The sequence below is a fragment of the Photobacterium sp. R1 genome (genome assembly GCF_054600795.1).
Genome location: NZ_BAAHZP010000026.1, coordinates 1 through 12,699, shown reverse-complemented (window position 1 = coordinate 12,699; position 12,699 = coordinate 1). Strand labels below are relative to the sequence as shown.

Annotated in this window: 9 protein-coding genes and 2 tRNA genes; 7 read left to right on the top strand and 4 right to left on the bottom strand. The window is 51.7% G+C overall.

Features of this window, described 5'->3' with window-relative positions:
• Positions 1 to 2: 2 nt before the first annotated feature.
• A tRNA-His gene (locus ACYP03_RS23510) sits at positions 3 to 75 on the bottom strand.
• Between the two features lie 41 nt (positions 76 to 116).
• A tRNA-Arg gene (locus ACYP03_RS23505) sits at positions 117 to 193 on the bottom strand.
• 293 nt (positions 194 to 486) lie between these two features.
• On the opposite strand from ACYP03_RS23505, the gene ACYP03_RS23500 reads away from it, so the two are divergent.
• The gene (locus ACYP03_RS23500) at positions 487 to 897 is read left to right on the top strand and encodes a c-type cytochrome (RefSeq protein WP_248144599.1); all 411 of its coding nucleotides are present in this window, start codon (positions 487 to 489) and stop codon (positions 895 to 897) included.
• A 72-nt stretch (positions 898 to 969) separates the two neighbouring features.
• Here ACYP03_RS23500 and rep read toward each other — a convergent pair whose 3' ends face one another.
• A complete protein-coding gene (gene rep, locus ACYP03_RS23495) occupies positions 970 to 2,988 on the bottom strand; it encodes a DNA helicase Rep (protein ID WP_459782292.1) in 2,019 nt (672 codons plus the stop codon).
• A gap of 175 nt (positions 2,989 to 3,163) precedes the next feature.
• Here rep and ACYP03_RS23490 point away from each other — a divergent pair, with 175 nt between their 5' ends.
• The 4 genes from ACYP03_RS23490 to ubiK all read left to right on the top strand — a co-directional run bounded on the left by ACYP03_RS23490 (position 3,164) and on the right by ubiK (position 8,424).
• Positions 3,164 to 3,730, top strand: a complete 567-nt coding sequence (locus tag ACYP03_RS23490) for a TetR/AcrR family transcriptional regulator (protein WP_459782291.1) — start codon at positions 3,164 to 3,166, stop codon at positions 3,728 to 3,730.
• Positions 3,731 to 3,763: 33 nt separating this feature from the next.
• Entirely contained in the window at positions 3,764 to 4,879 is a 1,116-nt protein-coding gene (locus tag ACYP03_RS23485) for an efflux RND transporter periplasmic adaptor subunit (RefSeq protein WP_248144602.1), read from the top strand.
• Positions 4,880 to 4,891: 12 nt separating this feature from the next.
• A complete protein-coding gene (locus ACYP03_RS23480; RefSeq protein ID WP_459782290.1) occupies positions 4,892 to 8,008 on the top strand; it encodes a multidrug efflux RND transporter permease subunit in 3,117 nt (1,038 codons plus the stop codon).
• A gap of 158 nt (positions 8,009 to 8,166) precedes the next feature.
• The gene (ubiK, locus tag ACYP03_RS23475; protein WP_248144610.1) at positions 8,167 to 8,424 is read left to right on the top strand and encodes a ubiquinone biosynthesis accessory factor UbiK; all 258 of its coding nucleotides are present in this window, start codon (positions 8,167 to 8,169) and stop codon (positions 8,422 to 8,424) included.
• Positions 8,425 to 8,516: 92 nt separating this feature from the next.
• Here ubiK and ilvC read toward each other — a convergent pair whose 3' ends face one another.
• Positions 8,517 to 10,001 carry a ketol-acid reductoisomerase gene (ilvC, locus tag ACYP03_RS23470; RefSeq protein ID WP_248144604.1) on the bottom strand — a complete coding sequence of 495 codons (1,485 nt, stop codon included), beginning with the start codon at positions 9,999 to 10,001 and terminating at the stop codon, positions 8,517 to 8,519.
• A gap of 130 nt (positions 10,002 to 10,131) precedes the next feature.
• Between ilvC and ilvY the strand changes: the two genes are divergently transcribed.
• Positions 10,132 to 11,004 (top strand): HTH-type transcriptional activator IlvY, encoded by an 873-nt coding sequence (ilvY, locus tag ACYP03_RS23465; RefSeq protein ID WP_248144605.1) that lies wholly within the window; start codon positions 10,132 to 10,134, stop codon positions 11,002 to 11,004.
• A gap of 9 nt (positions 11,005 to 11,013) precedes the next feature.
• Entirely contained in the window at positions 11,014 to 12,222 is a 1,209-nt protein-coding gene (locus ACYP03_RS23460; protein WP_248144606.1) for an NAD(P)-binding domain-containing protein, read from the top strand.
• Positions 12,223 to 12,699: the final 477 nt, after the last annotated feature.

Genomic DNA, 12,699 nt, shown 5'->3' with positions numbered 1-12,699 from the left:
GGGGTGGCTAACGAGACTTGAACTCGCGACAACCGGAATCACAATCCGGGGCTCTACCAACTGAGCTATAGCCACCAATATTTCAACGCCAACAGTGCCGTCTTGCCGTTCCGGAGTGGCGCGCCCGACAGGATTTGAACCTGTGACCTTTGGCTCCGGAGGCCAACGCTCTATCCAGCTGAGCTACGGGCGCCTTGCCCTATCGGCGGTGGTGAATATTACGGATCAGCATGCGTGTCGTCTAGTCTTTTTTGCAAAAAATTTTGTATTCGCTTCATTTGTAACCATCTTTGGGTTGATTCGCATCATACAAACACAGCCGTTCTGTTTATCACCACCCCATTAACAGATATAATCACTCAGTTTTTTAACAGAAAAACCACTAATAAATGGTTCACAGCCTGTCGCAAAACGTCATATTTACAACAATCTACAGGATGGCTGTGTTATCCGAGCAAATAATCTGGGAGTGTTAAGGTGAGCTCAATGGAATTTTCTCTTCGACAACTTATGGTCGCAGCTGTCGCCACCCTTGCCATCAGCGGCTCAGCCGTCGCGGCAGATATGTCTGACGAAGCGATCGCAGATCGCATCAAGCCAGTCGGCTCAGTTTACAAAGAAGGTGATGCACCGGCTGCAACTGCCGCCGCTTCTGGTCCGCGTACCGGCGATCAAGTCTACGGCACCTTCTGTGTGGCCTGTCACAGCAGCGGCGTCATGGGCGCACCAAAATCCGGCAACGCAGCGGACTGGGGACCACGGATCGCGAAAGGCATGGATACCCTGACCAACCACGCCCTGAACGGATTTAATGCCATGCCTGCGAAAGGGACATGTATGGACTGTAGCGATGAAGAAATCGTTGCTGCCATCGAGCACATGACCAAAGGCCTGTAAGACGTACTTACCCTACATGAAAAAAGGTTAGCGCAAGCTAACCTTTTTTGTTTGATCTGAGGCCACGTGTGCTTATTTCTTATTGAACATCGCCCGTAGATTCGCGATATGTGCCTGGCCACGTTGCATCCGTTCTTCCGCAGAAACCGGTTTACGCTCCGTCTCCCATTCCAGATCATCCTGAGGCAACTCGTATAAGAATCGACTCGGTTCCGGCTTGATCAACTCCCCGTACTGACGGCGTTCCTTACACAACGTAAAAGTAAGCGCCTTCTGTGCCCGGGTGATCCCGACATAGGCCAGCCGTCGCTCTTCCTCAACATTGTCTTCATCAATGCTGGTCTGGTGCGGCAGAATACCTTCCTCGGTGCCAATCAGATAAACATACGGAAACTCCAGACCTTTTGAGGCATGCAGTGTCATCAGCTGAACCTGATCTGCCTCATCGTCATCTTCCCCGCGTTCCATCATGTCCCGCAGCGTCATCCGCTGAACCACTTCTTTCAGGGTACGCACTTCGTTGTCGTAATTATCCCCTTCCAAATCCGCTGTCACCCAGCTGTACAGATCCGACACGTTTTTCATCCGCATCTCAGCAGCTTTCGGACTGGCAGAGGTTTCAAACAGCCAGTCCTCATAATGGATGTCCCGGATCAGCTGGCGGACTGCCGCAACCGCATCACCGCGTTCAGCGTTATCGGCCAGCTCGACAATCCAGCGGGTAAACTGGCGCAGACTGTCTAATCCGCGGCCGGTCAGGTGCTGTTCCAGGCCCAGCTCAAAACTGGCATCAAACAGACTCTTGCCCCGCATATTGGCATAAGTGCCCAGCTTCTCCAGGGTGGCCGGGCCAATCTCACGCCGCGGCGTGTTCACGATGCGCAGGAAAGCATTATCGTCATCCGGATTGGTCAGTAGGCGCAGGTAAGCCATGATGTCCTTGATCTCGGTGCGGGAGAAAAATGAGGTTCCCCCAGAGATTTTGTAAGGAATCCGGTTCTGCATCAGCGCCTTCTCAAACAGTCTGGACTGATGGTTGCCCCGATACAGAATGGCGTAATCTTTGTAATCGGTGTTATTCAGAAAGCGATGGGCAATCAGTTCACCGATCACTTTCTCCGCTTCATGCTCTTCATTTTTTGCCGTAATGACCTTCAGCATGTCGCCATCCGGGATTTCCGAGAATAGGGTTTTCTCGAACACGTGCGGGTTATTGGCAATCAGAATGTTAGCGGTTCGCAGGATCCGGCTGGTTGAGCGATAATTCTGCTCCAGCTTGATCACCCTCAGGGTCGGAAAATCTTTGTTCAGCAATACCAGGTTTTCCGGCTGGGCTCCACGCCAGGAATAAATCGACTGGTCATCATCTCCCACCACGGTAAATTTAGCCCGCTCACCCACCAGCAACTTCACAAACACATACTGACTGGTATTGGTGTCCTGATATTCGTCCACCAGCAGGTAACGGATTTTGTTCTGCCAGCGCAGACGCACTTCCTCGTTATCCCGCAGCAAGAGGACCGGCATCAGAATCAAATCATCGAAATCCAGCGCGTTGTAAGCTTTCATCTGCCGCTGATACAGCTCATAGCAATGGGCAAACAGCTGGTCACGCTCACTGCGGGCTTCGGCTTTGGCCTGTGTCGGCGATTTCATGTCGTTCTTCCAGTTGGAAATCGATGACAACAGGAGTTTGAGCAAATCTTTATCGCCGTCAATTTGAGCTTCCGTCAGCTCCTTGAGCAGCGCCATCTGGTCCTGATCATCAAACAGGGAGAAACTCGCCTTCAGACCCAGCGTCTTATATTCGCGACGGATGATATTCAGCCCCAGAGTGTGGAAGGTCGATACCGTCAGACCCTTGGCTTCCTGACGGCCCAGCGTCTGGCCCACCCGTTCTTTCATCTCCCGGGCAGCTTTGTTGGTAAAGGTCAGCGCCGCAATGTTCCGGGCTTTGTACCCGCATTGCTGGACCAGATAGGCAATTTTATTGGTAATAACCCGCGTTTTGCCTGAACCGGCGCCAGCCAGTACCAGACACGGCCCGGCCACGTAACGCACTGCCTCATTTTGTCTGGGATTGAGTTTCATGATTTACCCTGTGAGTCATGTTTGATTCAGCTGCCGCATTGTAACCTGTTCTCGTCTCGTGTCTATTTCAGACAGCTCCCGTGTTTTTGGTCACAAAAAATGAGTAACAAGTAAGTTGCACAGAATTTAAGCGTCAATAATAATGAATGAACGTTCATTCACCTTGTGAGTAGCAATGACTGATAAAAAAGAACGTATCTTGCAGGCAACCGAAGAATTGCTGGCAAAACATGGTTTTCACGGTCTGTCGATGAACATGGTGGCGAAAGAAGCCAAGGTAGCAACAGGTACGATTTACCGGTATTTCACGGATAAAGACGACCTGCTGTACCAGCTTCACGATCATATACTGACCATTGTCGCCCAAAAAATCACGCAGAACATTTCGGATGTCATGCCGCTGGAACTTCGGTTTCGTACCATGTGGCTGAACATCTGGAATATGGCCACGGACAACGAAGCACCGCTGATTAATCAGGGCCAGTTTGAAAACATGCCGCATCGCGGAAAGCAGTACAAGATAGCGTTAGAAAAAACACTCTTTGCCCCGATCGACAGGATGTTTGAAGAGGGGAAAGCTCAGGGGCTGTTTAAGCCTTTAGACAACGAGATACTCGCCGCTCTCAGTTTGGAACCCTGCGCTGCGCTGGCACGCAAACACCTGACCGGCACCTTTACGGTAAGTGACGAAGCGCGGGATGCTGCCATCAACGCTTGCTGGGATGCAGTAATTACACATTGATAACGCATTAACTAAGACTCCGGAGCAAAGAAAATGAAAAAATGGGTAGCATGGTTAATCATGCTCGTCATCGTTGCCTTACTCTTTGGCGCACTATTCGCATGGAAAAATGTTCAATCCGCAGGAATGAAGGCGTATTTCGCAAACCGGCCAGAACCGGACTTTCCGGTGACTGTCGAGGATGTGAAAGCCACCAATTGGGTACCGGCTATTGAAGCCATTGGCTTTATTGAACCGAATCAGGGTGTCACGATCACAACTGAAGTCTCAGGTGTCATCAAGACTCTGAACTTTGACTCGGGTATGTCGGTCAAGCAAGGTCAGCGCCTGCTGGCACTGGACTCTGATGTTGAAGAAGCCAACCTCAAGAGTTCACAAGCCCGACTGCCTGCCGCCAAAGCAAAATACATCCGTTATCAGGATCTTTATAAAAAAGGTTCCCTTTCCAAGGAAGCTTTCGACGATGCACAGGCAAGTTATTTTTCGCTGATGGCTGATATTGAAAGCCTGAAAGCAACGATCGATCGCCGTATTATTACCGCGCCATTCTCAGGTGAGGTCGGTCTGCGGAATGTGTTCCTGGGTCAGTACATCCAGCCCGGTACGGATATCGTCCGTCTGGAAGATACTTCCCTGATGAAACTGCGCTTTACGATCCCGCAAACCGATCTGGCAGATATTCATATCGGGCAGGAAGTGGATATCGCGATTGATGCTTACCCGGAAGCAAACTTCCAGGGCAAAATCAGCGCCATTGAACCAGCGGTGAACTATCAGAGCGGTCTGGTTCAGGTTCAGGCTGACATTCCAAACAATGATGGTCGTCTGCGCAGCGGTATGTTTGCCCGTGCCCACATCATCCTGCCAACGCAGGAAAACCAGGTTGTTCTGCCGCAACACGCCATCACCTACACCCTGTACGGCAACAACGTCTACATCGTTTACAAAGACGACAAAGGCGACCTGCGTGTGCGTCAGTCTGTGGTTAAAACCGGTGAACGCAAGCGCGACAACATTCATGTCCTGGAAGGCGTCAAACCGGGCGACCAGGTGGTAACGACGGGTCAGATCCGCCTGAGTAATGATGTGAAAATCCGCATTGTCGACAACGATGCCCTGAAAACCCCGGCTGAAACACCAATGCTGTGATTCGGAGGTTAAATGCGCTTTACTGATATATTCATAAAAAGGCCGGTCCTTGCCGTCTCAATCAGTATTCTGATTGCCCTGCTCGGTTTCCAGGCCATTTTCAAAATGCAGGTCCGGGAATATCCGGAAATGACAAACACTGTCGTCACGGTGACCACCAGTTATTACGGTGCCAGTGCCGATCTGATCCAGGGCTTTATTACCCAGCCGCTGGAACAGGCCATCGCGCAGGCGGATAACATCGACTACATGACATCGTCGTCTGTTCTGGGTTCATCGACCATTACGGTCACCATGAAGCTGAATACGGATCCAAACGCAGCGCTGGCTGATATTCTGGCCAAAACCAACTCGGTCCGTTCTCAGCTGCCGCGTGAATCCGAAGACCCGACGGTGACCATGTCGACCGGTTCAACCACGGCGGTGATGTACATTGGTTTCACCAGTGACGAGTTGAGTTCCAGCCAAATCACAGATTATCTAGAGCGGGTATTCAACCCACAGCTGTTCACCGTCAATGGTGTCTCCAAGGTCGATCTGTACGGCGGGATGAAATACGCACTGCGTGTCTGGCTGGATCCGGCCAAGATGGCTGCGTATAACCTGACCGCATCCGATGTGATGACCGTCCTGAACGCCAACAACTACCAGTCTGCCACGGGTCAGGCTAATGGCGAGTTTGTACTGTATAACGGCACGGCCGATACACAGGTGAAGACCACAGATGAGCTGCAGAAGCTGATTGTTTCAACCCAGAAAGGCCAGGTCATTCGACTGGGTGACATAGCCAAAGTCACCCTGGAGAAAAGCCACGACATTTACCGGGCGACAGCAAACGGTCAGGAAGCCGTGGTTGCCGCAATCAATGCTGCTCCGAGTGCCAACCCGATTAACATCGCTGCCGATGTGCTGGAGCTGTTGCCTGAAATTCAGCGCAACATGCCGAGCAACATCAAGATGAACATCTTGTACGACTCCACTGTTGCCATTAACGAGTCTATTCAGGAAGTCATCAAAACCATCGGTGAAGCTGCACTGATCGTATTGGTCGTCATCACCCTGTTCCTGGGTTCATTCCGGGCCGTGCTGATCCCGATCATTACCATCCCGCTGTCACTCATTGGTGTGGCGATGCTGATGCAGGGCTTCGGGTTCTCCTGGAATCTGATGACCCTGCTGGCCATGGTTCTGGCCATCGGTCTGGTGGTCGATGATGCCATCGTGGTCCTGGAAAACGTCGACCGCCACATCAAACTGGGTGAATCGCCGTTCCGTGCTGCCATTATCGGGACACGGGAAATTGCGGTGCCGGTCATTGCCATGACCCTGACGCTGGGTGCAGTATACGCGCCGATCGCGCTGATGGGTGGGATCACCGGTTCGCTGTTTAAGGAATTCGCGCTGACGCTGGCCGGCTCCGTTTTCATCTCCGGGATCATCGCCCTGACGCTATCGCCAGTGATGTGTTCCAAGATCCTCAAAGCACACGACAAGCCAAACCGCTTTGAAGACACGGTTCACAGCGTGCTGGATCGCATGACGGCCGGCTATGAGAAAATGCTGGGCACTGTCATGCACTTCCGGCCGGTTGTGATTGTATTTGCCCTGATCGTCTTTGCCGTCCTGCCCGTGTTGTTCAAGTTCATCCCGAGCGAGCTGGCACCAGCGGAAGATAAAGGGGTTCTGATGATGATGGGTACTGCCCCATCGACAGCCAACCTGGACTACATCGAAAACACCATGAGCGAAGTGAACCAGATGCTGAGTGATCAGCCGGAAGTTGCTTTCGCTCAGGTCTTCTCCGGTGTGCCCCAGTCGAACCAGGCATTCGGTATTGCGTCCATGGTGCCCTGGAGTCAGCGTGAAGCCAGCCAGGCCGAAGTCGTTGGCCGGGTCACCAAACTGGTGAACGATGTCCCGGGCATGGCCGTAACGGCATTCCAGATGCCGGAGCTGCCGGGCGCTGGTTCAGGTCTGCCGATCCAGTTCGTCATCACCACACCGAACAATTTCGAAAGTCTGTTCCAGGTGGCAACGGCCGTCCTGACTGATGTCAGCAAGAACCCGATGTTCGTCTATTCAACCCTGGATCTGAACTTTGATTCAGCCACCATGAAGATCAACATCGATAAGGACAAAGCCGGAGCCTATGGCGTTACCATGCAGGATATCGGGATCACCCTGAGTACCATGATGGCCGACGGTTATGTCAACCGGATTGACCTCAATGGCCGCTCGTACGAAGTCATCCCGCAGGTGGAACGAAAGTACCGTCTGAATCCGGAGTCGCTGAATACGTACTATGTCCGTGCTGCTGACGGTAATTCGGTTCCTCTGGGCAGTCTGATCAGTATTGATGTGATCGCAGAACCTCGCGCCCTGCCGCACTTCAACCAGCTGAACTCCGCCACCATTGGTGTCGTTCCGAATCCGCAAATCGCCATGGGAGACGCCATCGACTGGTTCAAATCGGAAGGCGCCAGCAATCTGCCTGTCGGTTACCAGTATGACTTCATGGGCGAAGCCCGTCAGTACGTGACTGAAGGCAACGCACTGTTCGCGACCTTTGGCCTTGCTCTGGCGGTCATCTTCCTGGTTCTGGCGATTCAGTTCGAATCCCTCCGCGACCCGATGGTCATCATGGTCTCTGTACCGCTGGCAATCTGTGGCGCTCTGGTCGCTCTGGGCTGGGGTCTGGCGTCGATGAACATATACTCTCAGGTGGGTCTGATTACCCTGATTGGTCTGATCACCAAGCACGGGATTCTGATCTGTGAGGTTGCCAAAGAAGAGCAGCTCAATCACCAGAAGGACAAAATGTCTGCGGTGATGGAAGCAGCGAAAGTTCGTCTTCGCCCGATTCTGATGACCACTGCCGCGATGATTGCCGGTCTGATCCCGCTGCTGTTCGCCACCGGCGCTGGTGCAGCACAGCGTTTCAGTATCGGTATCGTGATTGTGGCCGGTCTGACGATCGGGACCCTGTTTACTTTGTTCGTTCTGCCAGTCATTTACACGTATCTGGCCAGCACGCATAAACCGCTGCCTGTCTTTGTCGAGGACAAAGACCTGGAAAAGCTCAAACGGGCTGATGAAGCGAGACTAGCTCTCAGAGCCCGTGAAAATTAACCACCATTTTCACTTTGATTCTTCAGGCCGCGCAAGCGGCCTTTTTTATGGAGAGAAAGGCACGTGTCGCTCATCCCAGGATTCCTGCCTGCGGCAGGGTGAAATTGGTGTACACTAACGTCAAGTATCACAATACCTTCATGGAGTTAAACCCGCGTATGTTTGATCCAAAGAAACTTGAGCAGGTTGCAAAGCAGATTCAGGATGCGATGCCTCAACCGGTCAAAGCGCTTGGTCAGGACGTTGAGCAGAAAGTGCGTCAAACCATTCAGGCACAGCTGAGCAAACTGGATGTCGTCAACCGCGAAGAGTTTGATGTGCAGACTCAGGTCCTGCTGCGTACCCGCCAGAAACTGAATGAGCTGGAACAAAAAGTAGCTCAGCTGGAAGCCCAGCTGTCCGACAAAGCGGAATAATCAGCGTTTCGCCTGAACACCGCTCCGAACATGAAAAAGCCCGGCGAGATTGCTGGGCTTTTTGTTACTAGAAAGGAAGAAAAATCAGGTGATTAGTCACCGACAGCGATACGCTTCATGTCAGTCATGTAACCACGCAGTTCCTGACCAATCAGCTCAACCGGATGGCTGCGCAGTGCTTCATTCACATCAATCAGTGTTTGGTTATCCGCCTGGTTGCTGCTTTCGCCCAGACCTTTACCGATCACGTCTGTACCCACCTTCGGCATGAACTGCTCACGCAGCAGTGGCGTCGCGACATTCGCGAACAGATAGTTCCCGTATTCAGCAGTATCGGAAATCACCACGTTCATTTCATACAGACGCTTCCGGGCAACGGTATTGGCAATCAGTGGCAGCTCGTGCAGTGATTCATAGTAAGCTGACTCATCAATAATGCCTGAAGCGGTCATCGCTTCGAATGCCAGCTCAACCCCGGCACGCACCATCGCGACCATCAGGATACCGTTGTCAAAATATTCCTGCTCACTGATCTTCAAATCAGACTGCGGATAGTTTTCGAAAGCAGTTTCAGCAGTTTCAGCACGCCAACCCAACAAGTTTGCATCATCATTGGCCCAGTCGGCCATCATGGTGCCAGAGAACTCACCGCTGATGATGTCATCCATATGCTTGTTGTACAGTGGACGCATCAGATCTTTCAGTTCTTCAGACAATTCAAAGGCTTTGATTTTTGCAGGATTCGACAGACGATCCATCATGTGGGTAATGCCGCCGAATTTCAGTGCTTCGGTAATGGTTTCCCAGCCAAATTGCAGCAGTTTACCGGCATATGCAGGCTCAATGCCTTCTGCAACCATCTTTTCATAACAAACAATCGAACCAGCCTGCAGCATTCCGCACAGAATGGTTTGTTCACCCATCAGGTCAGATTTCACTTCAGCAACAAAAGACGATTCCAGCACACCGGCACGGTGACCACCGGTTGCAGCCGCCCAGGCTTTGGCGATTTCCAGACCCTCGCCCTGCGGATCATTTTCCGGGTGAACCGCAATCAGGGTCGGCACCCCGAAACCACGTTTGTATTCTTCACGTACTTCTGTGCCCGGGCACTTCGGTGCAACCATCACAACCGTGATATCCGGACGGATTTGCATGCCTTCTTCAACAATGTTGAAACCATGCGAGTAACCCAGCGCAGCACCTTGCTTCATCAGAGGCATCACCGTGGTTACAACATCCGTGTGCTGCTTGTCTGGTGTCAGGTTAACCACCAGATCCGCCTGCGGGATCAGCTGTTCATAGCTACCAACTTCAAAACCGTTATCTTTGGCATTGCGGAAAGAGGCGCGTTGCTCATCGATCGCAGCCTGACGCAGCGCATACGCCACATTCAGACCGGAGTCACGCATGTTCAGCCCTTGGTTCAGGCCCTGTGCACCACAACCCACAATCACGACTTTTTTACCTTTCAGGTAATCTGCTTCCTGAGCAAACTCGCTGCGATCCATAAAACGGCAACGGCCCAGTTGATCCAATTGCTGACGCAAATTTAAGGTATTGAAATAGTTAGCCATAACAAGTTACTCCGTGAAATCTGATCCTTGGTCGGCACGTCATTGCCGAATAACCTGATAGTAGATCAGGCGCCATGTTGTCCAAAGTGATATATTCACAACATCACATTGCAAAAAGTGCAACGCCTTCATGAATATCAAATCACTGCAGTTCTTCCTTCATTTGTGTAACAGCAAGAACTTTAGTCAGACTGCGCAGAAAATGCATATCAGTCCGTCGGCACTGAGCCGCCAAATCCAACGCCTCGAACAGGAGCTGGCCCAGCCGCTGTTTATCCGTGACAACCGCAGCGTTGAACTCACAACAGCCGGACACAAACTGCTTCCCGTCGCCAGTCGTATCGTTGCCGAATGGCAGCACCTGCAACAGGAACTGACGGAGCAAGATCAGATGCTCAAAGGCAAACTGACGCTCTTCTGCTCAGTCACCGCCAGTTACAGTCATTTGCCTGCAGTCCTGAACCAGTTCCGGCAACATTACCCGCAAGTCGAAATACAGCTGGTCACCGGTGATCCGGCGCAGGCGATTGATAAAGTCATGCAGGACGAGGCAGATTTCGCCATTTCAGCGTTGCCGGCCAATCTTCCCGGAAAACTGGCCTTTATCTACCTGGGCGATGTCTCTATGTCACTGATCAGCCCTCTGGCCCCACCACCCGCGCTTCAGGTCTTGCTCACGCCGGAAATTCAATGGGAAAAACTTCCCTTTATCCTTCCAGAGCATGGCAGTGCCAGAGAAAACGCTGACAAGTGGATGAAATCTCATAAAATTAAGCCTAACATTTATGCCCAAGTTGCTGGGCATGAGGCTATTGTTAGTATGGTAGCATTGGGATGTGGCATAGGGATTGCGCCAGATGTTGTCATAGAGAACAGTCCGATTCGCGACCAGATACAAAAGCTGCCCACAGCAACTGTAGACCCTTTAATACTGGGATTGTGTTGTAAACAAAGCCGGCAAAAGGAACCGCTTTATCAGGCGCTGCTGGCACTATTCAAATAGCAGGTCCATATGACGTCATCGCATACTTTGACACACAGCTACTATTCCGCCTTTTATGCTGAAAAAGGCTTTCGCTTTCTGGAGCAGATCGCAAAGGATTACACACTGCCCGATAATCTGGTCGTTTTTTCAGTCATGCATTGTTACGAAGGAACACTGCCTTATCTCAATGTCCTGTGCCAGCTGGCTGATCACGTCGTATTTATCCCGAAGCAGGCCACGTTCTGTAACAACAGCTCACTCCTGAATACCATTGAGACCATTGAAAACTGTCAAACGGTCGAATCCGGATTCGACAAAATCGCCTTACGCGACCCGGCCTGCTGTGTTGAATTGATCCGCCGATATACCAAAGAGGGGCAAGCTTTTCTGATCCTGGACCACGGCGGCTATTTTGCTCAGGGCGCTGAAGCCATATTAGAAGCATTCAGCAAAGAGTGCGTGGGGATTACGGAACTGACGGCAAATGGCGTCGCCAAATACCGGAACAGGCACCTGCTCAAACCCTTGGTTTCTGTCGCTCACCTGAGTATCAAAACACCGGCAGATTATGAAGCGTCAGAGTGCATCGTTCACTATACCGATCAGATTCTGCGCGAAGCCTTTGGTCTGAAACTCAACAACCAGGGATTTTTGTCGATTGGGGTCATCGGCAGCGGTAATCTGGGTCGCGGGATCTGCAAAACCCTGCAAGGCAAAGGGATTCATGACCTCTACGTCAGCGATCAGGATCCCCGTCGGCTGACCGCAATGCCGCGCAACGGCATTCAGGTCTGCTCGACGGAAACTATGCTCAACCACTGCAATCTGATCTTCTGCTGTACAGGCAATGGGGCACTTCATACGGCGCACTTGCAGTCCCGGCGTGAAAACCTCTTTGTTGCAACCGTCACTTCCGCAGATGATGAACTGAATCTGCCTGAACTTGTGCACAATGGCACCCTTCGTTATATCGGAGGGAATACGCTCGTCAAAGAATACAAAAATCAGCACGAGGCAAGCATCTACTTACTGGCTGGCGGTGAGTCTGCCAACACACCTTTCAAGACGGGGATGGGTGACCCAACCCTCTATCTGTTTGAAGCCGCCCACCTGCTGGCCGGACTGCAGCTTGCCAGCCAGAACCACAGTTACGCCGCCGGGATCCAGGCGTTATCTGCTCAGGATGAAATCTTCATTGCCGAACAATGGCTGCGCTTCTTCTATCACTACAGTTAAGTTATCTGCAATACAGGCATCGTCCCTTTCATTCACAGCACTCCGCGCCATAGCTTCTATTGGCGCTTAAAGCGAGACTTTCCAGTCTCCCGTTGTCTTTTCTGCGCCAGACAGACGTACACATCGCAGCATCTCTGCTTTCCGGTTCTCCCATCAGCCATGATGCAGTCATTAAACCTCTAGTCATATAATCCGGCATACCTGGCTTGCAGCTGTTTCCAGAGAGACAGGTGCTCTGGTTGAGGCGATTTCGATTATTAGAAGAAATTTGGGGTAGACGTTGGAATGGATAAATCCCAAACGTAAAAAAGCCCCAGTCTTTCGACGGGGACGCCTAGTCTGAGGCTTTTCGTCAGTGAGAAATTATCAGAACCCTGAATAGCAAAAAACCCAGCCATTACTGACTGGGTTTCTCTAAGAAGTGGCGGAGCGGACGGGACTCGAACCCGCGACCCCCGGCGTGACAGGCCGGTATTC